This is a genomic window from Providencia lanzhouensis (assembly GCF_050469745.1).
GTDB lineage: Bacteria > Pseudomonadota > Gammaproteobacteria > Enterobacterales > Enterobacteriaceae > Providencia > Providencia lanzhouensis.
Genome location: NZ_CP174123.1, coordinates 2,609,269 through 2,635,064 on the forward strand (window position 1 = coordinate 2,609,269; position 25,796 = coordinate 2,635,064).

Consider the following 25,796-nt stretch of genomic DNA (forward strand, 5'->3'; position numbering starts at 1 on the left):
GATACATTAATAGAGCAAATATCATGGCACTATTTTCATTACGGTAATTTAATAAAATGATGATTATGGTGGCGGCAATAATTGAGTCATAAAAAAAGCGAGAGCCTTGGCCCTCGCTTTCTATTTTGTGCATTTCAGTGAAGAAACTTACGCTTTGTATTTGCTCATCACTAACGTTGCGTTAGTACCACCGAAACCGAAGCTGTTAGACATCACTGTATTCAGTGCTTGTTCAGTTGGTTTGGTGATGATGTTCAAGCCTTTCGCTTTCTCATCTAAATTCTCAACGTTGATGCTTGGTGCGATAAAGCCATGCTCTAACATCAGCAAGCTATAAATCGCTTCTTGAACGCCTGCTGCACCTAAAGAGTGACCTGTCATCGCTTTGGTTGCAGAAAGTGCTGGGCAATCATGACCAAACACTTCTTGGATAGCTTCTAACTCTTTAGTATCCCCGACTGGCGTTGAAGTACCATGAGTGTTGATGTAATCGATTTTATCAACACCGTGCATTGCCATTTGCATACAACGCACTGCACCTTCACCCGATGGCGCCACCATGTCAGCTCCGTCAGAGGTTGCACCGTAGCCAACCACTTCTGCGTAAATGTGTGCACCACGTGCTAATGCATGCTCTAACTCTTCAACGACGACGATACCGCCACCGCCTGCAATAACAAAACCATCACGGTCTTGGTCATAAGTTCTTGATGCTTTTGATGGGGTTTCGTTGTACTTAGTCGACAACGCACCCATTGCATCGAACTCACAGGTCATTTCCCAGCTCAGTTCTTCACCACCACCAGCAAACACAACATCTTGTTTGCCCAGTTGGATCAGTTCAACCGCGTGACCGATACAGTGTGCAGACGTTGAACATGCAGAGCTGATTGAGTAGTTAACGCCTTTGATTTTGAACGGCGTTGCTAAGCAAGCAGAAATACCGGAAGCCATTGCACGAGTCACCATATATGGACCCACACCACGCAGACCTTTTGCACGCATACCGTCAGAGCCAGCGACTTGGTTACGCGGTGAACCACCACCAGAACCAACAACAACACCCGTACGCAGGTTAGACACTTGGTCTTCCGCTAAACCTGAATCTTTAATCGCCTGTTCCATTGACAGGTAAGCATAGACAGAGCAATCACTCATGAAACGGCGGACTTTACGGTCAATCAGACCTTCAGTATCCAGCTTTACATCACCCCAGACATGGCTACGCAGCCCTGCCTCTTTAAATTCTTCTGAGAAAGTGATCCCGGAACGACCTTCCTTCAGAGAAGCCAGTACTTCTTCCTGGTTATTACCAATGCTGGAAACAATACCTAGGCCAGTTATGACTGCACGCTTCATTCGTTACCTCATGTCTATAATTATATGATTACGGGATTACAGGTGTCACTTTAGCTTACACTTGTACGCTGAACAAGTCCGATCAGGGTAAATATTTGTATTTTTTTTATCATGACACAAATAAGGCTTTTATGTGACGGTAGCCTTACAGTGATATCAGCGTTAGAATTTGAATATGATTTTGCAATAACGGGCTTAAACGTGAAAAAGACAGCTGTACAAACCGCTCACCTCAGTTGGAATGAGGAAGGCACACCGATTTCAGAACAGTTTGAAGACATCTATTTTTCTAACCAAAATGGCTTAGAAGAGAGTCGCCATGTGTTTTTGCAGGGAAACCATTTTCCACAGCGATTTCTAACACACCAAGATGAAACTTGTGTGATTGCCGAGACAGGATTTGGTACCGGATTGAATTTTCTCGCTTTATGGCAGGTTTTCAATCAATTCAAAACCGAAAATCCCAATGCAAAATTACAACGATTACATTTTATTAGCTTTGAAAAATACCCGTTATCAAAAGCCGATTTGATCGCCGCGCACCGTTGTTGGCCTGAATTAGCTGAGCTCTCAGAGCAATTGTGTGAACAGTGGCCACCCGCCCTACCCGGTAACCATCGAATTATATTAGAAAATGGCGCAATCACCCTCGATTTATGGATTGGTGATGTAAATACGCAAGTATCCATACTTAATGACAATTTAAACAATAAGATAGATGCGTGGTTTTTGGATGGTTTTGCACCGTCCAAAAATCCGCAAATGTGGAGCGAACAGTTGTTCGCTGCAATGGCAAAATTTGCGCGTAAAGGCGGTACATTTGCCACCTTTACGGTAGCCGGATTTGTCAAACGTGGATTACAACAAGCGGGCTTTACTATCATGAAGACCAAAGGATTTGGTCAAAAGCGTCAAATGCTGACGGGAGTACTAGAAAATAATCTGACTCGCCCGATGGCGCCTTGGTTTGCGCGTCAACCCGCATCTCATACTGATGATATCGCGATTATTGGCGGTGGAATTGCCAGCCTCGCCTTAGCCAATTCACTCAAAAAACGCGGGGCGAATGTCACGATTTATTGTCAAGACCAGCATGTCGCGCAAAACGCATCTGGAAACCGTCAAGGCGCAGTCTACCCTCTCTTAACCGGGAACGATAATGCTTTAGAACGCTTTTTTGTCAGTGGTTTCCCGTTTGCAACTCGTTTTTATCAGCAACTTAGTACGCAAGGTATCGAATTTAATGGGCAATGGTGCGGGGTAAGCCAAATGGCGTATAACCCTAAATCCACAAAAAAAATCGACAACATGCTGCAAACTGACTGGCCAGAAGAATTTGCCGTTGGTAAAGATAGGCAACAACTCAGTGAACTTAGTGGTGTGGATGTCAACCATCGAGGTATTTATTACCCCACTGGTGGCTGGCTCTGTCCTGCGCAATTATGCGAAAGCTTAGCGCAAAAACTCGCTGAAGAAGGCGTTAATTTCCACTTTGGTCTGTCAGTCACCGACTTACAGCGCTCAGGGGAAGATTGGGCGCTGACACTCAATAACCAGAAAAAAGCCCATCATCAAACCGTGGTGATTGCCAATGGTCATTTATTGAATCAGTTTGAGCAAACAAAAAACTTGCCTATCACGCCTGTGCGCGGGCAAGTCAGCCACATTCCGACTAACCCTACGTTGCAGCAATTAAAAACTGTGCTGTGCTTCGAAGGTTATATGACACCAGAAGATGCTACAAACCAGCATCACTGCTTGGGAGCTAGCTATCAACGAGATATTTTGAGCCTTGAATACTCCGAGGAAGAGCAGCAAGAAAATCTGCAAAAGCTGCTCACCAGCCTACCGGATGTGGACTGGACGTCGCAGGTGGATATCTCTGGTCAACAATCACGCCAAGGGATCCGCTGCGTAATCCGCGACCATATGCCGTTACTTGGTAATGTCCCTGACTTCGATGCCCTGATGCAGCAATATGCGAATTTACCCGAACAACTTCACCGTCAACAACCTGTTGAACCCTCTCCAGCCTATCCTAACCTATTTGTGTTCGGCGCATTAGGAGCACGAGGGCTTTCCACTGCACCACTTTGCGCTGAAATATTAGCCGCACAAATTTTTGACGAGCCGATGCCTGCTGACGATGACGTACTTGCTGCATTACATCCAAATCGTTTTTGGGTAAGAAAACTGCTGACGGGACGTCCAATCACGACAAAAGAGGCGTAAACAAAAGACGCATAAACGAAAAAGGGCTTCCATTTGGAAGCCCTCAGACCATTGACAAACCCATCAGGTTTGGAAATGGCTCTTTTGGGTTGTAAAATTAACGAGGAAAATCAATTTATTGATTTTCGCCTGATATCACAAAGAGGGAAAAACCACGCTTTTATCCCTCTTTGTCATCAACCTCAAGGGCTTCCATTTGGAAGCCCTTAGAACGAAGTAATATTGAGATTAATTCACGCTCAACTGCATGGCGCAGCGATCAATGCTTTGAAACCCTGCATCCACTTCGTGTTGCAAGATATCTTGTAATTCGCGCGTCAATTGCGCCTCTTCCATTATCGAAAAACCAAGGCGCTGATAATACGGCGCATTCCACGGAATATCACGAAATGTGGTTAGTGTAACCTGACCAATCTGTTGGGACTGAGCGAACTCAATAACCTGCTGAATAAGCCGCTTACCTAAGCCCTGCCCTTGCGCTGACTGCTGAACTGAAAGCTCCACAATATGCAGGCTATCGCTCAAATGCTCCGCCATAATAAAGCCAACAGGCTGATCATGATTATCCACAGCGAGCCACTCTAAGCCATTCGCAATACACTCAATATGGTTTTCTTCCGGTTGAACTTCACCTTGGGCAATCCAATCAAACTTCGAATGCCCAGCAAAAGCCTGCCCCGCAGACGCTTCTACCTCAGGTAAAAATTGGGCATCTTCATGGGTTGCTAATCGAATAGAATACATGCGGTCAATAGAGTCCATAAAACTAACGCACGGTATCTAACAATGTTTTCCACATGCCCAGCACCAAAATTTGGTCTGGCGGGGTCAATTCACCTGCTTTGATGGCGTTTTGGATACTCAGCTCAACGCGCTGATACAGTGCATCAACACTGGTTTCGTTCTCTTCTTCCAGCTCTGCTACACCAAGGGTTAAGTGACCACGCAGATAGCCACCAGCAAACAGCTCATCATCGCTGGCGTGTTCAACCATATCATCAATTTTTGTCAGTATGCGTGTTTCAAAATCCGCAAGCATGCTTAATCCTTACTGTAGTGAGTGATTCTATTAGGCGAAAATATCTTCCGGATAAGGAAACAGTTCCGCGCAAAGTGGGGGTGTATTGTAAAACGATTGTAACGCATTAATAAAGCGCAGTGGTCTCTCTGGAATACCTTTTTCAAGGTACTCCATCACTTGACCATGCACTTTGCGCATAAAGGCAATACGGTCAGGTTCAAAATCCCCTTCCAAGTTGTCACAACTCACATTAAATGGGATACCTGTTGCCACACAGAAAAACCAATCCAATGCTTGAGGTTTGATTTCGACCACTTCAAAGTCACACTGAGTTTTTTCATCGCGACCATCTGGGCAGTACCAATAACCGTAATCCACTTGCTGGCGGCGTTTTTCCCCCGCAATGCACCAGTGAGAAATTTCATGGAGTGCACTGGTAAAAAAGCCATGTGCAAACACAATTTGGTTGTATGGTGTGGTGTCATCGGCAGGTAAATAGACAGGCTCGTCGTCCCCTTTTACCAATTTGGTATTGTACTCTTCGCCGAAACACTGTTCGAAAATATCAATAAGTTGCTGATAATGATGTTGGGTCATGGAACGCTTAAATCATCTTAAAATAATGTGAGAAACCAAGCTTTAATATCGTCACCGTGGCTGTCATTTAACAGCTTAATACTCATTAAGAGTGAAATCACGACGATCATCGGCCTGATAAGTTTTTGTCCTTTGGTTAACACTAAGCGAGCGCCAAGTCTCGCACCAACCATTTGGCCGGCAAGCATAACAAAACCGAGCACCCAAAGAACATGACCTCCGATAATAAAAAAGATCAAAGATCCGAAATTGGAGGCGAAATTTAACAATTTAGCATGGGCGGTAGCTTTGGCGAGGTTATACCCTAATAGCAGGACATAAGCGAGCGCTAAAAATGAGCCAGTTCCTGGACCAAATGCCCCATCATAAAAGCCGATACTCATCCCCGCAGCAACCCCAAAGATTGGCATGCTGACGCGCTGAGGTCTATCTTGCACACCCAAAGAGGGTGTGAGTAAGAAATAGAGACCGACACAGATGACCATTACTGGCAACAGCTGTTTCAAAAATGCGGTATCGATGGATTGAATTAAAATTGCCCCGAGCATTGCCCCTATTATGGTCATGACCACCGGGAAAATTTGCTCTCGCAAATTAATGGCTTTACGTCTTGCAAAATAGAGTGTGGCAGAGAATGAACCGCCAATGGCTTGTAATTTATTGGTCGCCAAGGTTTCGACAGGGGTGATCCCCACAGAAAGCAGCGCAGGAATCGTCAGTAAACCACCGCCCCCAGCGATAGAGTCAATAAAACCAGCAAGTAGAGCGACAAAAAACAGCAGAGCGTAAACTTCAGGCGCAACGGCGGTAAGCCAATCCATTTCACATTCCAGATAAGTAAACTATCACGATGCAGATTTGTTATTTATTGGTTATCTTATTGAAAGTTAAGCAATATCACAGCCCGGATGGATTATAATCGAGGTTTCATCCTAACCTTTAACTCACAGTGGATACCCTTGCCAAGCAAGAATATCCACTGAAAAACGTCAATGACTTATTCGAATGGCGCCATTGCTGGCACAACATCCGCACATTGCCCACGGTGACGCAAAAAGTGATCCATCAGCACAATCGCCATCATGGCTTCCGCGATAGGCACCGCGCGAATGCCCACACAAGGGTCATGGCGACCTTTGGTGATCATCTCAACCTCTTCACCATCACGATTCAAGGTTTTTCCTGAAACGGTAATGCTAGAGGTCGGTTTCATGGCGATATGGGCAATAATCGGCTGGCTGCTGCTAATGCCCCCTAAAATTCCGCCTGCGTGGTTAGATGTAAAACCGTGGCGGGTGATTTCATCGCGGTTTTCACTGCCTTTTAAGCTCACCACACCGAAACCATCGCCAATTTCAACGCCTTTTACTGCATTAATGCTCATCAGCGCATGGGCGATGTCGGCATCTAAGCGGTCAAAAACTGGCTCGCCTAAACCCGCGGGAACGTTCTCAGCCACAACGGTGACTTTCGCACCAATGGAATCACCCTCTTTTTTCAAGCCACGTAACAGCTCATCAAGGGCATCCAATTTGCTTGGATCAGGGCAGAAGAATGGGTTTTCTTCGACAATCGACCAATCTTTAATTTCACACTCTACGCTGCCCATTTGGGTCAGACATGCACGAATTTGAATGCCAAATTTTTCTTGCAAGTATTTCTTGGCAATCGCCCCCGCAGCAACACGCATCGCGGTTTCACGGGCGGATGAACGACCGCCACCGCGATAATCGCGCAGACCATATTTCTGTTCATATGTGTAATCGGCGTGCCCTGGGCGGAACACGTCTTTAATCGCACCATAATCTTGGGAACGTTGATCGGTATTTTCAATTAATAAACCGATACTGGTGCCTGTCGTCACACCGTTAAAAACCCCCGATAGGATTTTCACTTGGTCAGGTTCACGGCGCGCAGTGGTATAGCGCGATGTGCCTGGACGACGGCGGTCTAAGTCGATTTGTAAATCTGCTTCTGTCAGCGCTAATCCCGGCGGAACACCGTCAACGATGCAGCCTAATGCTAGCCCGTGTGACTCTCCAAAAGTGGTCACACGAAACAGTTGCCCAATTGAATTTCCAGCCATTCCCTGTTTCCTATTTGCTTGCGATTCTTATACTTGTTAAGAAATATGATGTTATGCGTAACTATTATGTTTTATTTGATTATGCCGAGTAACGCAACTCTTTATTAATTAATATATTAATCAATATAAAGATCAAAGTGCTCGTGATGTTCCACCAACTGTTCACGGGTTAACATAAACACGCCGTCACCACCAAATTCGAAATCTAACCAGATAAATGGAATATCTGGATATTGGTCAATCAGATGCACCATGCTGTTACCCACTTCGCACACCAAAATCCCCTCTTCAGTTAAGAAGCGCGGAGCGTTAGCGAGAATGCGGCGAACCAGTTTCAGACCATCGCTACCAGCCGCCAACGCCAGCTCAGGCTCGACACGGAACTCTTGTGGCAGATCGTCCATATCTTCGGCATCCACATACGGCGGATTGGTGACAATCAGGTCATATTTAACGTCTGGCATATCTCTGAATAAATCAGAACGAATTGGGATCACACGGTGCTCTAAACCATGATTCGCAATGTTTTGCTCAGTCACAGCCAAGACATCCGTAGAGATATCCACGGCATCCACTTCAGCTTCAGGGAATTCATGGGCGCAGGCAATCGCAATGCAGCCACTTCCCGTACACAGGTCAAGGATGGTTTGTGGTTCATCAGATAATAAACCCACAAAATGGTTGTTAATCAGCTCACCAATTGGCGAACGCGGGATCAGCACTCGCTCATCCACATAGAATTCATGTCCACAGAACCACGAACTGTTAGTCAGATAGGCAACTGGAATACGGTCATTGATACGGCGTAATACGCGCTCAATAATGCGGTGACGCTCCGTTGGAGTCAGGCGCGAAGTTAGTAGCTCATCCGGTAAATCCAGCGGTAAATACAGGCTTGGCAAAACTAACTGTAAAGCTTCATCCCATGGGTTATCGGTGCCGTGACCATAATAGATATTGGCAGCATTAAAGCGGCTCATGGTCCAACGTAAAATGTCTTGAATGGTATGAAGTTCTGCGACGGCTTCATCAACGAAGATCTTTTCCAAGAAGGGATTCTCCTGCCTGTGGATTAAAAGGGAAAATTTGAATGGCTAAAGTTTGCCACGAAGTGAAAGACAAATCAGCAGATTAATGTAAGAAAATACGCAGATAAGCACTTGTTTGCGCATTTTGGCGCTAAAAATAACCGCGCCCCGGATTTTCATCAAGGGCGCAGTGTTTATCATGATATTAAAAACGTTACGCTAATTCTTCGACTTCTTTCTCGGTTTCTTCCGGTTTTTTCACCCATACCGCGTAAGCAATAGTGAGTAACAACAACCAACCGATCCCCACATACAGCGCAATTCGAGTACTTTCGAAATAACCTAATACACCGAAAATAAACACCATAAAGGCAATTGCAAGGATAGGCGCAACTGGCCACATCGGTACTGGGAATTTCAATTGCTGAACTTGCTCTGGCGTCATCTTACGGCGCATCGCAAATTGTGCCAGTAAAATCATGAACCAGACCCAAATCGTGGCAAACGTGGCAATCGAAGCGATCACTAAGAACACATCTTCAGGGATCAGATAGTTCAGTACCACACCAATAAACAGTACCAGCACCATGACTAACACCGTCATCCATGGCACCCCATTTTTGGTTAACTTAGTGAATGATTTAGGCGCCTGCCCTTCATGAGCCATGCCGTACATCATGCGACCGGCACCAAAAATATCACTATTAATTGCCGAGATGGCGGCGGTGATCACCACCACGTTCAAGATATTTGCCGCAGCTGAAATGCCTAAACTATCAAAAATCTGCACAAACGGGCTGCCATTTTGGCCAATTTGATTCCATGGGTAGATGCACATCAGTACAAACAACGTTAATACGTAGAACAGTAAGATACGTACAGGCACCGCATTAATGGCTTTAGGAATAGTCACTTCTGGGTTTTTGGCTTCGCTCGCCGTGATCCCGATGACTTCAATTCCCCCAAAGGCGAACATGACCACGGCAAATGAGGCGATGACCCCGCCTATGCCATTTGGCATAAACCCACCATGGTCAAATAGGTTTGATACCCCAACCGCATGTTCAGAGGCTTGACCGAAGCCAAACATCATAATGGCAGCGCCACCGACGATCATCGCGACAATCGCCCCCACTTTCACTATCGACAACCAAAATTCCATTTCGCCGAATGTTTTGACGTGGCACAGGTTAATGGCACCGATAAAACAGATAATACTGAGCACCCAAATCCACTGAGCCACATCAGGGAACCATAATTTCATATAGACCCCAAATGCCGTCACGTCAGCCAAGCAGACAATGAGCATTTCAAAAACATACGTCCAACCTGTGAAAAAGCCCGCTCGCGGACCTAAATAGTGGCTAGCATATTGGGAGAATGATCCTGCCAATGGGCTACGAACCGCCATTTCACCAAGAGCACGCATCACCATAAAAACAGCGGCGCCCCCAATAATATAAGCCAGTAAAACGGCCGGACCGGCAGTTTCAATGGCTTTGGCTGAACCATAAAATAACCCCGTTCCTATTGCTGAACCGAGGGCCATAAATCGGATGTGGCGCGCAGAAAGCCCACGCGCAAGTTGTGATGTGCTTTGCATGTTGTGTCCTTCGTATTTTTATCAGTCGTTTCGAAGAGAATTCGCAGCCGATACATAGTCGGCTGCTTCTAAAACACTTACTTATAGGAACTATCGGTATATGAACGACAAGTTTTTATGAATGAAAAACCGAGTTTGCTGCAAACAACGTGGCAAGTTTATGTTGATCAATAAGCGAGATAGCCGCCTCGATATCCGGTGCGAAATAACGGTCTTTATCGTAATACGCGACTTTATCACGCAGGGTTTTACGGGCTTTTTCCAGTTTTTCGCTCGATTTCAAACCGTCGCGGAAATCCATTCCCTGACACGCAGATAACCATTCAATGGCTAAAATGCCTGTCACGTTTTTCGCCATTTCCCATAAACGGCGACCTGCTGCTGGTGCCATGGAAACGTGGTCTTCTTGGTTGGCGGATGTTGGTAAGCTATCCACGCTAGATGGATGCGCTAATGCTTTGTTTTCACTGGCTAATGCTGCTGCCGTCACCTGTGCAATCATAAAGCCGGAGTTCACGCCACCATTGTTAACTAAGAATGGCGGTAATTGGGACATGTGCGTGTCCATCAACATCGCAATGCGTCGCTCTGATAATGCACCTATTTCGGCTAATGCCAGCGCGATATTGTCCGACGCCATAGCAACTGGCTCCGCATGGAAGTTACCACCAGAAATAATGTCGCCATTATCGGTAAACACCAGCGGGTTATCGGATACCGCATTAGATTCAATTAAAATAACTTCTGCCGCTTGACGGATTTGCGTTAAACACGCGCCCATCACTTGAGGCTGACAGCGTAATGAATACGGGTCTTGGACTTTAGAACAATTTGCGTGAGATTGGGACAGTTCGCTGGTTGGCGATAACACATCGCGGAACAGCGCAGCCACATCGATTTGACCTTTTTGACCACGAACTTCTTGGACTCGCGCATCAAATGGCTTGCGAGAGCCTAATGTCGCTTCTACGCTTAACGCCCCACACACAATGCCGGATAACAGCAGATTTTCCGCCGCAAACAAGCCTTTTAACGCAAACGCGGTTGAGGTTTGAGTACCGTTCAGGAGTGCCAAACCTTCTTTAGCTTCCAGAGTTAATGGTTTCAAGCCCGCTTTTTCTAACGCTTTTTTCGCAGGTAGCCATTGACCTTCAAAGCGCGCCTGCCCTTCACCAATCAGAATTAAGCTCATATGTGCTAGCGGTGCTAAGTCACCCGATGCGCCCACTGACCCTTTTGCAGGAATATATGGGTAGACTTGTGCGTTAACCAGTGCAATCAGCGCTTCAATCACTTCTAAGCGAATGCCTGAGAAACCACGCGCAAGGCTGTTTATCTTTAATACCATAATCAAGCGAACCAGATCATCGTCCAGTGGCTCGCCAACACCAGCCGCATGGGACATCACAATAGAGCGCTGTAAAGATTGCAGATCTTTGCTGGCAATACGGGTGTTAGCAAGTAAACCAAACCCAGTATTGATGCCATACGCGGTTTTATCTTCCGCAATAATTTGATTTACGGTCGCAACGCTTTTGGCAATGACGCTGTGGGCATGTTTATCTAACACAACAGTCACTGGTTTTTGGAAAACAACGCGTAATTCGTCGAGTGTCATTTTCCCTGGATGGATAGTTAATTTAGTCATCAATGGCACTCCTTAACGTGTTTTTAGCATAGGTAGGTTTAAGTTTTTCTCTTTAGCGCATTCGATAGCGATGTCATAGCCCGCATCCGCGTGGCGCATCACCCCTGTCGCTGGGTCATTGTGCAGTACGCGAGCAATACGCTCCGCCGCTGCATCTGTACCATCGCAGACAATCACTACGCCAGAATGTTGAGAGAAGCCCATTCCAACACCGCCACCATGGTGTAATGACACCCATGTCGCGCCGCTCGCCGTATTTAATAGCGCGTTGAGTAACGGCCAATCAGACACCGCATCCGAGCCATCTTTCATCGCTTCAGTTTCACGGTTTGGACTCGCTACCGAGCCTGAATCTAAATGGTCACGACCAATAACAATCGGTGCAGAGACCTCGCCACTTCTGACCATTTCATTGAACGCTAAACCTAACTTGGCACGATCCCCCAAACCAACCCAGCAAATACGTGCTGGTAAGCCTTGGAAACTAATACGCTCACGCGCCATGTCCAGCCAACGATGCAGATGTTTATCGTCTGGCAGTAATTCTTTCACTTTGGCATCTGTTTTATAGATATCTTCAGGATCCCCTGATAACGCCACCCAACGGAATGGACCAACACCGCGGCAAAATAGTGGGCGAATATAGGCTGGAACAAATCCAGGGAAATCAAATGCATGTTCAACACCCATTTCCAACGCCATTTGACGAATATTGTTACCGTAATCGAATGTTGGAATACCTTGGGCTTGGAAAGCCAACATCGCTTTCACATGTTCTGCCATGGATTTTTTCGCCGCCAGCGCAGTACCTTGCGGGTCTTTCACACTCTTTTCGCGGTACTCATCCCAGCTCATACCAATCGGCAGGTACCCATTGAGCGGATCATGGGCACTGGTTTGGTCGGTAACCATGTCTGGCTTAATGCCACGACGAACCATTTCAGGTAAAACTTCAGCCGCGTTAGCACATAGTGCTATAGAAACGGCTTTGCCTTCTGATGTGTACTTTTTGATGCGCGCTAATGCGTCATCCAGATCAGTGGCTTGTTCATCAACATAACGGGTTCTTAAACGGAAATCGATACGGCTTTGCTGGCACTCAATATTTAATGAGCAAGCTCCTGCTAATGTAGCCGCTAATGGCTGTGCGCCCCCCATTCCACCTAGACCTGCTGTTAATACCCAACGCCCTGTAAGATCGCCATTGTAATGTTGGCGCCCCGCTTCAACGAAGGTTTCATAGGTACCTTGCACAATCCCTTGGCTACCAATATAAATCCAGCTTCCAGCGGTCATTTGACCATACATGGCTAAGCCTTTTGCATCCAACTCGTTGAAATGCTCCCAATTCGCCCAATGCGGTACAAGGTTAGAGTTAGCGATTAATACACGGGGGGCATTTTCATGGGTTTTGAATACGCCGACAGGTTTCCCTGATTGCACCAGCAGAGTTTCGTCGCTATCTAGCTGTTTCAGGGATTCAATAATTTGGTCATAGCATTGCCAGTTACGGGCTGCGCGACCAATCCCACCATAAACCACAAGCTCATGGGGATTTTCTGCCACGTCAGGATCGAGGTTGTTCATCAACATGCGCAGTGGTGCTTCTGTCAGCCAACTTTTAGCTGTTAAGGTCGTTCCACGAGGTGCTCGAATTTCAATATTACGATATTTGTTATTTAACTTTGTCACGAATATACCCTCACTTAGATGCGTGTTTGACTTATTGCGTCTCCTTATAGATATAGTTGTATATACATGTACAATCAATTTATTTTTTAACAATTGTGATGACTAAAACAGACTCTAACGAAAAATATTATTCATTAAAAACAATGAAATAAAAAAACACCCTTTGATTTTACTGATGTTTTTTTATTCTAAATCTGCCTACCAGATCACATTTAGTTCACAGTTATTTTACATTTATCTTAGGGATGATAGAGGTCAGCACAGCCATAATGGCTGCGCTCATGTCGACGGAATGGTCTTATTTCATACCACTAGGAAGAAAAACTGCCTTTCAGTTTATATCGATGACCGGGAAACAATAACTTCGTACTGGTCACGATATGGCTTTGTGACCATGTTCGGCGGGTAATTTGCAGGCAGGATGCGCCCACATGCACTTGCAAAAGCCGAGCACTGCGGTCATCCGCCTCTACCGCTTCAACAATATGCTCACCCTGAGTCAACGGCGCAACACGGGATAAATAATCGTGGGGAGTGATGGTCAGAAAGTCTTGTTCCAGATAATCCGGTGCTGCCAGCGCATTCACAAAACGATCTTCAATTTGCACAGGAATATCATTCTCCAAATGGACAATCACGGAATGATAAACCGGCGTTTCTGGGGAAATATTTAACTCTTTTGCCAGTGTGACTGATGCACTGACTTTCTCTAACTTGTTAATTTTGCAGCTGTATTGATGATTTCTGGCGAGGATCTCATCTTCAATGCTGTGGATTTCAAACAAAGCGGATTGCCCTTTAGGTTCGGCAACAAAGGTGCCAACCCCTTGAAGACGCACCAATAACCCTTCAGCGGTAAGCTCCCGTAAGGCTCGGTTTGCCGTCATTCGGCTACAATCAAACTGCACAACTAACTCGGCTTCTGAAGGCACACGGTCGTTGGCTTGCCACTCTCCTGCTTGTATTTTTTCAATAATTGACTGCTTAACTTGCAAATACAATGGAACAGGAGTTTTCAGCTTCGGTTTTTTTTCGGCTGTCACGTTTATTTCCAAATAAGTAATGTGTGTGAGTCGTCAACATTGAAAATCAATCAAAATAATTACTGCCTATAGTGGAGGTGATATTCCTAGGCAGCAATCAGAACTTTATGAATACATCAGAATTTTATGAGCAAATAATATTATAACCTGAAAAACAGAAACGCTTTTTCTATTTTAACTAAAATAAACCATTAATTTTTATGGGTGACTTTTCCTTGATAAACACGCTGATTTAATGGATTGCTGCCCTGTTCATAAATCATTTCTACCGGATCCTTGGCATCCCATACCACAAAGTTAGCTTGATAGCCGACGCGTAATTGCCCAAGACTGTGTTCTCGCCCTAATGCTTTCGCCGCGTGACGTGTTACACCAGCCCAAATTTCTTCAGGGGTTAATCTAAATAATACCGCCGCCATATTCATCACCATACGCAGTGAGGCAAATGGGCTGGTACCTGGATTGAAATCCGTGGAGATGGCCATAGGTACTTGGTTTTCACGCAATAATTCAATTGGTGGTAATTTGGTTTCACGTAAAAAATAGAACGCTCCGGGTAATAATACTGCCACGGTTCCACTACGCTTGAGGGCTTGAATACCTTGGAGATCTAAATATTCAATGTGGTCGACTGATAGCCCGTTAAATTCTGCCACCAGCTCGCTTCCCCCTAAATTAGAGAGTTGCTCCACATGTCCTTTTACGGGAATTCCTAGTTTTTTCGCTGCTAAGAATAATTTCTCGCTTTGTTTAAGAGAAAAGCCAACACTTTCACAGAATACATCCACCGCATCAAATAGCCCTTTCTTCCATAGCTGCGGTATAATTTCATCGCAAATAAGATCAAGATAATCGTCAGCTTTACCTTTATATTCTGGCGGAACAGTATGCGCGGAAAGTAATGTCGAGCTCACGTCGATCGGATAAGCTGCAAATAATCGTTTTGCCACTGACAGTTGTTTCTCTTCATTGACAAGATCTAAACCATAACCCGATTTCATTTCAACGGTGGTGACGCCTTCACGGATCAACGCCTCTAAACGCGGTTTTGACACCTCAAATAACTCATCTTCACTCATGGCTCGCGTGGAGCGAACGGTGGAATTGATTCCGCCACCTTGTGCGCTAATTGTTTCATAGGAGACGCCATTCATACGTTGTTCCCACTCTGCGGCTCGGTTACCACCAAACACTAAGTGGGTATGGCAATCAATCAGTCCCGGTGTGATTAAGCGCCCTTCTACATCGATAATGTGGCAGCCGTTGGCATCAACTTGGTTGCTTGGGTGAATGGCAATGATCTGCTCACCACGAATGATTAAATCGTAATTTTCCAGTAACCCGTATGCCGTTCCAAGTTCACTATTCATTGTGGCGATCCGCCCGTTACGCCAGATCACATCATTTGCGTGTGCTTTAAATAACATAAATCATCCCATGGCAGCAGAAACCCGATTCGGCTTCACATATGAAAGGTACAGATATAAACGTATAGATATGTATATACAATTAGACTACTTATCGGTCTGTTGTCAATGTCTACTCACGTAAAAGTTATAAATTTGTTACGCAGCGCTAAAAATATTCTATGATAACCGTTCATGGGAAAAATGGGTTACACTACGATCCGTTTTGTGGATCCGTTTTGTGGATCCTGTTTTGCCCATCCAAGAAAGCATCATTTATTAACAATTGATTTATAAACAATGACTAAAAATAAATTCGCCTTAGAAGACGGCGACATCAATCTCTTTAAAGACGCTATTCAAGGTGCTAAGAAAATTCACCAAGACCAAATAGTGCATGCCCCTATTCGTGCGAAAGTCACTCAACCATCCAGTAAAAAAGTTCAGCAAGAACAAGTGGATGCTTCGTTTTATTTTTCTGATGAATTTCAACCACAGCTAGATAATGAAGGTCCTACTCGTTATTTAAGACCGGATGCCAACCCGTATGAGCTGAAAAAATTACGTCGTGGAGACTATGTGCCGGAGTTATTTCTGGATCTCCATGGGTTAACCCAAATGGAAGCGAAACAAGAAATTGGCGCGTTAATTGCAGCCTGTAAGCGGGAAAATGTGCATTGTGCCTGCATCATGCATGGACACGGTAAGCATATTTTGAAGCAGCAAACACCTCTATGGCTTGCCCAACATCCTGATATTGTCGCTTTTCACCAAGCCCCTAAAGAGTGGGGTGGCAATGCTTCGCTGCTATTATTAATTGAAACGACTGAGAGTGCTCGCCGTTAAGCACTCACTTCGTTTAGTTTTCATCCCCTAGGGTGCTCAAACTTAAGATTGGGCCAACGAAATCTGCGATGGGCTGAGCATCCATTCTAAGTGACACTTCATCTGCTCAGTATCCACCTCAACGCATGCAATCGTCGATGTTGTAAACATTGGTGGTGCTTCGTGGGGACATAACTCCGAGACCAAATAGCCGACCAGTGGCAGGTGCGAAACCACCAAAACTGCCTTGGCACCACTAAATGCATAATCTCGAATTTGAGAGGCAACCCAATCCGCATTTCCTCCGGGGGTTAGCCCTTCCATGATTTGCGCTTGCGCTGGCAACGATAATTCCTCACGCATCACTTGTAATGTCTGTTCCGCGCGCAAATAGGGGCTCACGAGTACTGTATCAATTTGAGGTTGGCGGGCTTTTAGCCATTTCGCCATCAGTACCGAATCATCTTTTCCCTTTTGGGTTAATGGTCTCGCTGAATCACTCGCCGCCTGAATTGCAGCATCACCGTGACGCATAATATAAACTTGCATAATTCACCATCTGTGCCGCAGTCCCACAGGAGAACGCGGGTCTTTTTGTTAAGATAATTATTGTTAAAGATAACCATCAGTTGGGGTGAGGAGAGATTCTGCAACAAACCCGTTGCAAATAAAATGATTTACATTGTTTTTTACTGACATTTTTCGTTATTCAGCCATAAAAAAACCTGATAACCACAGCGTTTAACTGCGGCATCAGGTTGATTAGACAGCGATTATCGCTTAATGAATATCGCTATTTTCTTCCGTCGAAGATGCATTTTTTTCATGATCATTCACCGAATAAAACGTGCGGTTAGACTGTGCCATTTCAATCAATAAGTCGCATGGCACAAACTTATCACCATGTTTTTCCGCTAAGTGTTGCAACGTTTCCACGGTTTTACTGAGGCCAAGGCTATCCATATAACGGAAAGGCCCCCCAAAGAATGGCGGGAAACCAATTCCAAATACCGCACCAATATCCCCATCTCGCGCGCTACGGATAATCTTCTCATCTAAACAACGTGCAGCCTCATTGAGCATTAACATAACGCAGCGTTGAGCAATATCCGTTTGGTTCGTTGACGTTGAGGGGTGAATGTTAATCAGTGAATAAATACCCTGGTCAACTTGACGTTTTGTGGATTTTTTCCAGAAAGCCAGCTTACTTTTTGGCTGCCCGTAAACATAAAAACCACGACCGTTTTTCTTCCCTTTACGGTCATCGTTGACCACTTTGTCGAGAGCGTCAGGGGCTTTAAAGCGGTTGCCAAAACGTTCAACGAGAATCGGTAAAATTTTGGTTCCAACATCAATACCCACTTCATCAAGTAGATGGAAAGGTCCAACAGGGAAACCAAATTTCACTAATGCCTTATCAATATGGTCAATCGCCTCGCCTTCCACAAGACATTGAGCCGCTTCACACAAATAAGGTGCCAGAATACGGTTCACATAGAAGCCCGCATCATCACCAACGACGATGGCTGTTTTACCTTGGCGCTTAGCAAAGGCAACCGTGGTTGCGATAGTAGTGGCATCCGTTTGCTGATGAGGGATCACTTCCACCAGCGGCATTTTATCCACAGGACTAAAATAGTGCAGCCCAATCACTTTCTCTGGATGAGGGCTACCTTCCGCAATACGATGGATAGGTAACGAAGAGGTATTTGAGGCAAAAATCGCTTTGCCATCTGACATTTTTGCGGTTTCTTGCACCATTTTACGTTTCAGTGCCAGATCTTCAAACACAGCCTCCACTACAATGTCTGCTGACTCTAATCCTTGATAGGTCAATGTTCCCGAGATTCGAGCCATAATCGCATCCCGCTCCCGAGGCTGTAAGCGCTTTTTACTCACTCGCTGAGAAAGCAGATCCCAGCTATAACGCAGAGCTTGAGCGATACCCTTGTCCGAAATATCTTTAATGCGTACCGGATATTTACCCAATACCGCACTCACATAAGCGATCCCGCCGCCCATCAAGCCACCACCAAGCACACCCACTTGTTTGATAGTTTTTGGTTTAGCGTCCGCCCCAGTTTCATTTTTCAATGCGGTAGAGGCAAAAAATAAACTACGTAATGCGGCAGATTCTGGTGTCATCGCCAGTTCACCAAACGCTTTAGCTTCTTCGGCGAATCCCGTTTTTAGCCCGCTATTCATACCCGCTTTCACCACCTGAATAATCTTTTCTGGTGCCGGATAGTGTCCTTGGGTTTTACTTAATGTTTTCTCTTTCGCGCTGGAGAAAACTTTATTACGCAATAACTTGCTACTGAGTAAACGCTGTTGCCAAGGGAGAGGTTTACGTTTTACGCCCCCTTTCTGCGCCAGCTCAACCGCCGTGTCCAGTAGAATCGAAACCGGAACTACGTCATCGATTAATCGCATTTTTAACGCTTGCTTACCTTTTAATTGGCGTCCTGTCAGCATCATGTCTAAGGCATTTGGGATCCCAATTAAACGCGGTAAGCGCTGAGTGCCGCCAGATCCTGGCAGTAACCCTAGCTGCACTTCTGGTAAACCCAGTTTGGTTTTATCGTCATCAGAACAAATGCGCGCATGGCAAGCGAGCGCTAACTCCAAGCCACCACCTAGGCATGCACCGTGGATAGCTGCAATAATCGGCAGCGGATAATTTTCAATCTTATCGAACAGAGTGTGCCCCTGCTTAGATAGCTCACTCGCCTGCTCTTTACTGGTGCAGTTAGCTATCATGCTAATATCTGCTCCTGCGATAAAACTGTCTTTTTTACCGGAGGTGATCACCAAGCCTTTCAGACCAGATGTCGATTGTGCTTGTTGTAAAATGGCATGAAATTGCTGCGCAAACTCCGCCTTTAGGGTGTTCACTTTTTCATTAGGAACATCAATATAAATCACCCCAACATTGCCATTGACTACCTTTAACGTGAATGCAGGTTCTGTGATGACTGCTGAATGTTGCGTCATTATTCCGCCTCCAAAATCATTGCCACACCAAGCCCACCCGCCGCACAAGCGGTAGTTAGCCCAAACCCGCCACCACGTCTACGTAGCTCATTCAATGTTTGAGTCACCATTCTCGCCCCTGTCGCGGCAAAAGGATGACCATAAGCAATAGAACCGCCCAGCACATTAAATTTGTCCATATCAATTTCCCCAATCGCCTTCGACAAGCCAAGCTTTTCCTGGGCAAATTTTTGACAGGCAAACATTTGAATATTGGAGAGAGTTTGAGCTGCGAACGCTTCGTGCATATCAATTAAAGTCAAATCTTGCAGAGTAAGCCCTGCTCTTTGTAAGGCAATCGGTGTGGCATAGGATGGTCCCAGTAGCATATCTTCCCACACATCAATTGCCGAGAAAGCATAACTTTTGATGTACCCTAACGGGGTATAACCTAATGCTTTTGCTCGAGATTCGGTCATCATCAACACAGCAGCCGCCCCATCCGTTAATGGCGTGCTGTTGGCTGCGGTAACGCTACCGTGTTTTCTATCAAAGGCAGGTCTGAGTTTCGCATAAGAAGCGAGCACGGAATTTTCACGCACGTTATTATCCTGCGAGAATGCCTGCTTGTATGGTGGCATATATGCGGTCATCACTTCTTGCTCTAACACCCCGCTTTTCCAAGCTTTGGCAGCCAGCAAATGAGAACGATGGGCTAATTCATCTTGTTGCTCACGGCTAATATGGTAACTTTTCGCCATCTGTTCGGCGGTGTCTCCCATGCGTAATCCAGTGGAGTATTCCGCGACACCAGGTGCAACTGGCGCTAAATCTTTCAGGCGTAATTTACTGATAAGCGATAATTTTTGCCCAAATGATTTGGCTTTGCTTAGCGCCAATAGTGTGGCTGCGAGCTTTTTTGATACGCCGATAGGCAGCACAGAGGATGAATCTGCGCCACCCGCGACACCCACGGAAATATCCCCCACCATCATGCTTTGCGCGACATTCACAATCGCTTGAAAGCTGGTCGCACAGGCGCGAGAAACACTGTAAGCATCCGTCGATACGCTCATACCCGTACCCAACACAATTTCTCTCGCAATATTAGGTGCTTCAGGCATTTGAACCACTTGTCCAAAAACCAATTGCTCAATAATCGACGGGTCAATATCACTACGATGTAATAGTTCTGCAACGACGGTTTTGCCTAAATCCACGGCTGGAATATTGAGATAAGCGGTAGATTGCTTAGCAAAAGGCAAACGTAATCCACTAACGATAGCAATCCTTTCTTTTGTGGCATGCTTATTATCGCCATGGTGGGAGAGTTGATTCATGGTCGCTCCTGCTAAAAGAAAAATAAGTAGAATTGTTGTGATTAAATTAAGAGGTCTGACCTGTATCGATTGTTAACATATTCTTCACATTTATCAATCAACGTCGATAAAAAATGCGAGCTCACACACAAGTTACAATTAATTGGCAATAAAGAGGGGAAATTAGGTAAGTTTTGAGTAATAAAAAACCCATTCACTTCTAAAAATGACGCATCCGCGAAATAATAGAGTTAATGGGCTTCAAAAAGGAATTCAAACGTTTGATTAACGTAAGCCTAATTGGAAAATCAGACTTTCTGCTTCACAGCTAAATGTAAAGTGAGCCGATAACTCTACACCACCCGCAACAGGGTTGATTGAGTGAGCAATTTCACACGGTTCTGACTCAACAGATTTGGCTTTTTCTGTGAGTGTTTTCAGCATCGCTTCAGCTTCTTGCTGAGTCGCAAAAACATGCTGATACGATGCGGTGCAATCTTTATTTTCCAGAACTGTACCCACATCTACACAGCAGCACGCAGCTGTTTCATCCGCGCTACAACGTTTAATCGCATCAGTCATTTTATTCTCCCAATGAACAAACTGTTAAGTAAGTATCATAACGCTGAAAAAGTGCCAAACACTAGTGATATCAAATTTAGTTGCTAATAATTCAATATAAGTTTGATCTAGCTCCTTATATGAGCACTTATTACTCGTTAAGCTCACACAAATGTTGCCATTTTGTTAATTGCATCGCATTTTCGAAAAGAAAAATCGCACAAAAACAAAACAACCTTGCAACATCCCCAGTGGTCAGACCTATACTCATTGAACTGGTCTGATTTGTCGTAGAGGCAAGCGACCCTACAATTCAGCGCTTCTTGCGATAGAAGTCGCTTATTTAAATAAAACATACAAGAGGGTTTTGGTCATGAACCAGAAAAACCTATTTGCTCGATCAGCTTTAGCAATCGCAGTGGCTGTTATTTCTTCCAATGCAAGTGCAGCTGGTTTTTTGCTGAATGAATATTCAACCTCAGCCCTAGGACGTGCATTTTCAGGCGCAGGAGCCGTCGGCGACAACGCAAGTGAAGGCAGCCGCAATCCAGCTGCAATGATGTTATTTGATCGACCAACTATTTCTGTTGGTGCAGTTCACATTAACCCAAGTGTTGATATTAAAGGTAAAGGTGGCTCACCACTTAATAGCAATACTACAGCCAACGATATCGCCCCAAGTGCGCTAGTCCCTAACGCACACTTTATCTTCCCAATTAATGATAAGTGGGCTGTCGGTACCTCAATGACCACTAACTTTGGTTTAGCTACCGATTTTAATAAAAATTATGCAGCAGGCCCTATCGGTGGAAAAACGGATTTAAAAACTGTTAACTTGAATTTAAGTGGCGCTTATCGTATTAACGATAATTTTAGTTTTGGTGTAGGTGCGAATGCCGTTTATGCTGACGCTGAAATCACTCGCCATGCTGGTGACTTAGGTGCATTAGCGCCAATTATCAGTCACGGAGCACTTCCCCCCTTCCCAGCAAGTACAACTATGGCAAAGCTTAAAGGTGATGACTGGGGCTATGGCTAGAATGCTGGCTTACTATATGAAATCAACCAAGATAACCGTTTAAGTTTTACCTACCGCTCAAAAGTAAAAGTAAAATTTGAAAATGGTAAGTTCTCTAACGATCTACCAAAAGGCCTACTCAACGGCACTGGTGGAGCAACAGAAAAAGGAACTTTAGACTTAAATTTACCTGATATCTGGGAGTTCTCTGGCTACCATAAAGTTGACCCTAAATGGGCGCTGCACTATAGCGTTGCCTATACTGGCTGGAGCACCTTCAAAGATTTAACAGCTTATAGAAAAAGTGATGGTGAAGTCCTGTTCCACAAACCAGAAAACTTTAAAGATGCATGGCGTTTAGCTGTCGGTACGACCTATTTCTATGATGATAATTGGACATTCCGTACGGGTATTGCTTACGATGAAAGTCCGGTACCATCTAAATACCGTTCAATTTCCATCCCAGATCAAGATCGTTATTGGTTAACTGCAGGAACCACCTATGCATTTACACCAAATGCCTCTGTAGATCTTGGATTAGCTTATATGTACGGTAAAAAAGTCAATATCAGTGAAAAACTGATCGAAAGTGACAAACTTCCTATCGCTTCACCTGTATACAACTTTAAATCAGAAGGTTCAGCGTGGTTAGCAGGTATTAACTTTAACTATACATTCTAATCAGTTATATCTTATCGGGGGAGTTCGGTCCCCTGATATCTCCTTTTCTATCTCTTCCTTTGCCCACTTTCCTTTTATGCTCTTCGCAGAAAAAACATCCTCAAGCCAAATTTTTTCTTGACTTTTTTTTGTACAGATTTATATATTAATTATAGCCCGATGTTATTTTATTGTTAAAAACATTCCCGCGGCTTATTCATGTACTGATCCCAGTCATAAATATCCACTCAATCATTTTGATATCGATTTTTAACTGCAATGCTGCCCTTCATTTTTTTGACATGAAGAAGCAGTAGAGTTGCTCACTAAGCTACCATCTGAGGAAAATCATGGAAAAAACATAGGAGGGCATTATGGGAACATTATTCACTATAAGCTTTGTTAGCGTGTTAGTCGTCAGTGCCGTGATTGACACAGTCATCCAACGAGGAAAACAGGACAATGACTAGCAGTTTATTTATCACTCTCTGATGTCTAAAAAACATAGAGAGTGATAAACCCCACCAAATCAATCGATCAACTAATTAATCAATCGAATCCAGCTCTCCTTCAATGACTGCCGCATTTGGGTTATTTGCTGGTTGCAGCGTTCCCCCTCTTGATAAGAAATCATTACGTTGGAAGTAAGCTTCGCGGAACATTAAGTAAGGGTCGGAAGAGCTTTTCAGCAATCCATCCGAATCAAGTAATCTTGCACGGGTTTCAATCCCTTCCAGTGCCCATTTACCCGCAGACATCCAGAAAGTTAAATAACTCAGCATTGGGTAGAGATCGTCCGCTAGATCACCACCTTGCTCACGCAATGTTGCGCTGCCATAACCCGGTAAAACCACATATGGGCCATAACCCACATCATAGTAGCCTAGTGTATTCCCGAAACGCTTTGGCTCTTCTTTGACTAACTGAGGGTTTGCCATGCCAGCAACATCAATTAAGCCACCGATACCAAACACTGAGTTTAAGAAGAAGCGGTTAAAGTGCTTAAAGCCTTGCTCCACTTCTCCACGGAAAAAGCTGTTTAACATACTGGCCGGTTCTTCAAGGTTGCCAAGAAAGTTACTGAGTCCGTTTCGAGCAGGCATTGGCACGTAATCATTCCAAGCAACGGCTACAGGTCTTAAGACATATGGGTCTAAGACATTATAGTTAAAGTTAAACATTGCTCGGTTAAAGCCTTCTAACGGGTCTGAACGCTGCTGCGTTTCTGGGTCAACGCTCGCACATCCAGCCATTAAAACTCCCGCGAGAAGAACGCTACTTATGCGAAACTTCATCATTCTCTCCATCCTTTATTCCACCTTGCCATGGTGTTTTTATCGTTATTACTAATCGCTTTATCATAAAAGCAAATAGAAAAACATGCTAAGCGTTTTGAGTGGTTTAATTGCCATATAGATATAATTATAACCTATTTAATTATCAACTTATCATAAGAAATACATACGAATCCCCCCAAACGCCAGGGTTGCTTCAGTAAATGTCATTAATTAGTGTATTAACATAGAGATAGACTTATCTGAAATAATTTTAGGCTAAACTGCAAGATGCTTAAAAAACCAACAAAGAAAAGAATAAAAAAGATAAAAGCAGAGAATTTGGCTGTAACAGCTTGATTCAATGGAGGGTGGCCAGTAAAATGCCAAGCGCTATTACGCAGCATCTCAATGTCCCCTTAGTTAAATGGATATAACGAGCCCCTCCTAAGGGCTAGTTGCAGGTTCGATTCCTGCAGGGGACAGATTCCTGCACTAAGCACTCCCCCAAGAACTTTCCCAATCTTTCTTCGCCCTATTTCGCTTTTACTTCTTCCCCTATAGTATTTTGCTTATATCCCTATTTGATGGACTGACCACGATGCGAACACTTTTTGCCTTATTAATTGGTATTCTTCTGATAGGTTGTACGATGGAAAAATCGCCTTCTGTTGTTATGACAGGGATGACATCAAACCAAGTGATGCAAATAGAAGGAACGCCGGATGAGCAAACGAGGCAGGATGGTTATCAGCTAATGGTTTATCATGATAAACAACAACCAGAAGCCACAGTAAAAATAACAGACCGCTGGTTTATTTTTAAGAATGGATACTTGTTAGAATATTCTACGCAATATTTAAATTCGTCTAATGCGACAAATACACCATTGAGATTAACTGCAAAACAAATATTATCTCAATGGATAGATAGCCAATCCTTACCAACAAACCCATCAGCTCACATGAACTAAAAGATAAACTGGTGCCATGAAGATTGTTATATTTCTTTAGAAAGATAATGGCGTTGCATGCCTAATTCCGGAAAATTAGGGAGAGACATTTGTTTCACGTAACCCAGTTTTTCATAAAATGGCAAAGCTTGGAAACTAAAAGTATCCACTAATGCATTGTGGCAGCCGAGTTTTTTACTCTCTTCTTCTGCGACGTGCATTAATTGGCTACCTAATCCATTCTTACGCATTGACTCATCCACCCACAGATAATCAATACATAACCATCGACCTTTAATTGACGCGAGAAGCCCACCCTGCATGATCCCATTTTCATCCTTGCTATACACACCAAGTTGCCCAAAATAGCTATTTTGCAAAAAAGATCGGTTGTAGCTTCTTAGACCAGTAAATAACTCTTCTTTATCTTCAGGGGTAATATCATGTGTAACTGTAACTTTCATAACAACCTCATTTTATTTATCGATATTTTTATGAT

The 25,796-nt window shown here is 44.5% G+C and carries 21 protein-coding genes, 1 tRNA gene and 1 pseudogene; 5 read left to right on the plus strand and 18 right to left on the minus strand.

The genetic code is table 11. The annotated features are described in order from the left end of the window. Positions 1 to 147: 147 nt before the first annotated feature. On the minus strand, positions 148 to 1,359 hold the full coding sequence (gene fabB / locus ACIH2S_RS12360) for a beta-ketoacyl-ACP synthase I (RefSeq protein WP_108478571.1): 1,212 nt from the start codon (positions 1,357 to 1,359) through the stop codon (positions 148 to 150). 201 nt (positions 1,360 to 1,560) lie between these two features. On the opposite strand from fabB, the gene mnmC reads away from it, so the two are divergent. Then, complete coding sequence (mnmC, locus tag ACIH2S_RS12365) at positions 1,561 to 3,591, plus strand: bifunctional tRNA (5-methylaminomethyl-2-thiouridine)(34)-methyltransferase MnmD/FAD-dependent 5-carboxymethylaminomethyl-2-thiouridine(34) oxidoreductase MnmC (protein WP_430247506.1); 2,031 nt, start codon at positions 1,561 to 1,563, stop codon at positions 3,589 to 3,591. A gap of 228 nt (positions 3,592 to 3,819) precedes the next feature. Here mnmC and ACIH2S_RS12370 read toward each other — a convergent pair whose 3' ends face one another. The 11 genes from ACIH2S_RS12370 to hutI all read right to left on the minus strand — a co-directional run bounded on the left by ACIH2S_RS12370 (position 3,820) and on the right by hutI (position 15,736). Further along, on the minus strand, positions 3,820 to 4,353 hold the full coding sequence (locus ACIH2S_RS12370; protein ID WP_430247507.1) for a GNAT family N-acetyltransferase: 534 nt from the start codon (positions 4,351 to 4,353) through the stop codon (positions 3,820 to 3,822). Positions 4,354 to 4,357: 4 nt separating this feature from the next. Further along, positions 4,358 to 4,630, minus strand: coding sequence for a YfcL family protein (locus ACIH2S_RS12375; protein ID WP_430247509.1), 273 nt, complete (start codon positions 4,628 to 4,630; stop codon positions 4,358 to 4,360). 30 nt (positions 4,631 to 4,660) lie between these two features. Further along, a complete protein-coding gene (locus ACIH2S_RS12380) occupies positions 4,661 to 5,209 on the minus strand; it encodes an elongation factor P hydroxylase (RefSeq protein WP_036949374.1) in 549 nt (182 codons plus the stop codon). A gap of 17 nt (positions 5,210 to 5,226) precedes the next feature. Beyond that, entirely contained in the window at positions 5,227 to 6,030 is an 804-nt protein-coding gene (locus ACIH2S_RS12385) for a TSUP family transporter (protein WP_036949371.1), read from the minus strand. A 176-nt stretch (positions 6,031 to 6,206) separates the two neighbouring features. Beyond that, positions 6,207 to 7,295, minus strand: a complete 1,089-nt coding sequence (gene aroC, locus ACIH2S_RS12390; RefSeq protein ID WP_132495488.1) for a chorismate synthase — start codon at positions 7,293 to 7,295, stop codon at positions 6,207 to 6,209. A gap of 116 nt (positions 7,296 to 7,411) precedes the next feature. Then, a complete protein-coding gene (gene prmB, locus ACIH2S_RS12395) occupies positions 7,412 to 8,344 on the minus strand; it encodes a 50S ribosomal protein L3 N(5)-glutamine methyltransferase (RefSeq protein ID WP_108478567.1) in 933 nt (310 codons plus the stop codon). 193 nt (positions 8,345 to 8,537) lie between these two features. After that, positions 8,538 to 9,926 carry an amino acid permease gene (locus ACIH2S_RS12400; protein ID WP_132495490.1) on the minus strand — a complete coding sequence of 463 codons (1,389 nt, stop codon included), beginning with the start codon at positions 9,924 to 9,926 and terminating at the stop codon, positions 8,538 to 8,540. 115 nt (positions 9,927 to 10,041) lie between these two features. After that, positions 10,042 to 11,574: a histidine ammonia-lyase gene (gene hutH / locus ACIH2S_RS12405; protein ID WP_108478565.1), complete on the minus strand. Its 1,533-nt coding sequence runs from the start codon at positions 11,572 to 11,574 to the stop codon at positions 10,042 to 10,044. Positions 11,575 to 11,586: 12 nt separating this feature from the next. Further along, the gene (gene hutU, locus ACIH2S_RS12410; RefSeq protein WP_036949358.1) at positions 11,587 to 13,266 is read right to left on the minus strand and encodes a urocanate hydratase; all 1,680 of its coding nucleotides are present in this window, start codon (positions 13,264 to 13,266) and stop codon (positions 11,587 to 11,589) included. A gap of 311 nt (positions 13,267 to 13,577) precedes the next feature. Next, positions 13,578 to 14,309 carry a histidine utilization repressor gene (gene hutC, locus ACIH2S_RS12415; protein ID WP_187129357.1) on the minus strand — a complete coding sequence of 244 codons (732 nt, stop codon included), beginning with the start codon at positions 14,307 to 14,309 and terminating at the stop codon, positions 13,578 to 13,580. Positions 14,310 to 14,500: 191 nt separating this feature from the next. Next, a complete protein-coding gene (gene hutI / locus ACIH2S_RS12420) occupies positions 14,501 to 15,736 on the minus strand; it encodes an imidazolonepropionase (protein WP_108478564.1) in 1,236 nt (411 codons plus the stop codon). A 279-nt stretch (positions 15,737 to 16,015) separates the two neighbouring features. Here hutI and smrB point away from each other — a divergent pair, with 279 nt between their 5' ends. Beyond that, positions 16,016 to 16,561, plus strand: a complete 546-nt coding sequence (smrB, locus tag ACIH2S_RS12425; RefSeq protein WP_036949350.1) for an endonuclease SmrB — start codon at positions 16,016 to 16,018, stop codon at positions 16,559 to 16,561. A 42-nt stretch (positions 16,562 to 16,603) separates the two neighbouring features. On the opposite strand, the gene sixA is transcribed toward smrB, so the two are convergent. The 4 genes from sixA to ACIH2S_RS12445 form a co-directional block, all read right to left on the minus strand. Further along, positions 16,604 to 17,089 (minus strand): phosphohistidine phosphatase SixA, encoded by a 486-nt coding sequence (gene sixA, locus ACIH2S_RS12430; protein ID WP_108478563.1) that lies wholly within the window; start codon positions 17,087 to 17,089, stop codon positions 16,604 to 16,606. A gap of 231 nt (positions 17,090 to 17,320) precedes the next feature. Then, positions 17,321 to 19,534: a fatty acid oxidation complex subunit alpha FadJ gene (gene fadJ / locus ACIH2S_RS12435; protein WP_108478562.1), complete on the minus strand. Its 2,214-nt coding sequence runs from the start codon at positions 19,532 to 19,534 to the stop codon at positions 17,321 to 17,323. Continuing rightward, positions 19,534 to 20,853 (minus strand): acetyl-CoA C-acyltransferase FadI, encoded by a 1,320-nt coding sequence (fadI, locus tag ACIH2S_RS12440; RefSeq protein ID WP_108478561.1) that lies wholly within the window; start codon positions 20,851 to 20,853, stop codon positions 19,534 to 19,536. Before fadI ends, fadJ begins: the two co-directional genes overlap by 1 nt. 264 nt (positions 20,854 to 21,117) lie before the next feature. Next, positions 21,118 to 21,414 carry a YfcZ/YiiS family protein gene (locus ACIH2S_RS12445; protein WP_080675607.1) on the minus strand — a complete coding sequence of 99 codons (297 nt, stop codon included), beginning with the start codon at positions 21,412 to 21,414 and terminating at the stop codon, positions 21,118 to 21,120. 352 nt (positions 21,415 to 21,766) lie between these two features. On the opposite strand from ACIH2S_RS12445, the pseudogene fadL reads away from it, so the two are divergent. Next, positions 21,767 to 23,092, plus strand: a pseudogene (gene fadL / locus ACIH2S_RS12450) (long-chain fatty acid transporter FadL). A gap of 524 nt (positions 23,093 to 23,616) precedes the next feature. Here fadL and mlaA read toward each other — a convergent pair. Continuing rightward, on the minus strand, positions 23,617 to 24,366 hold the full coding sequence (gene mlaA, locus ACIH2S_RS12455; RefSeq protein WP_108478638.1) for a phospholipid-binding lipoprotein MlaA: 750 nt from the start codon (positions 24,364 to 24,366) through the stop codon (positions 23,617 to 23,619). Between the two features lie 392 nt (positions 24,367 to 24,758). Here mlaA and ACIH2S_RS12460 point away from each other — a divergent pair. Both ACIH2S_RS12460 and ACIH2S_RS12465 read left to right on the plus strand, forming a co-directional pair. Continuing rightward, positions 24,759 to 24,830: transfer RNA gene (locus tag ACIH2S_RS12460), tRNA-Arg, on the plus strand. A 116-nt stretch (positions 24,831 to 24,946) separates the two neighbouring features. Further along, complete coding sequence (locus ACIH2S_RS12465) at positions 24,947 to 25,318, plus strand: hypothetical protein (RefSeq protein ID WP_036949337.1); 372 nt, start codon at positions 24,947 to 24,949, stop codon at positions 25,316 to 25,318. Positions 25,319 to 25,344: 26 nt separating this feature from the next. Here ACIH2S_RS12465 and ACIH2S_RS12470 read toward each other — a convergent pair whose 3' ends face one another. Continuing rightward, complete coding sequence (locus ACIH2S_RS12470) at positions 25,345 to 25,761, minus strand: GNAT family N-acetyltransferase (protein WP_108478559.1); 417 nt, start codon at positions 25,759 to 25,761, stop codon at positions 25,345 to 25,347. Between the last annotated feature and the right edge of the window lie 35 nt (positions 25,762 to 25,796).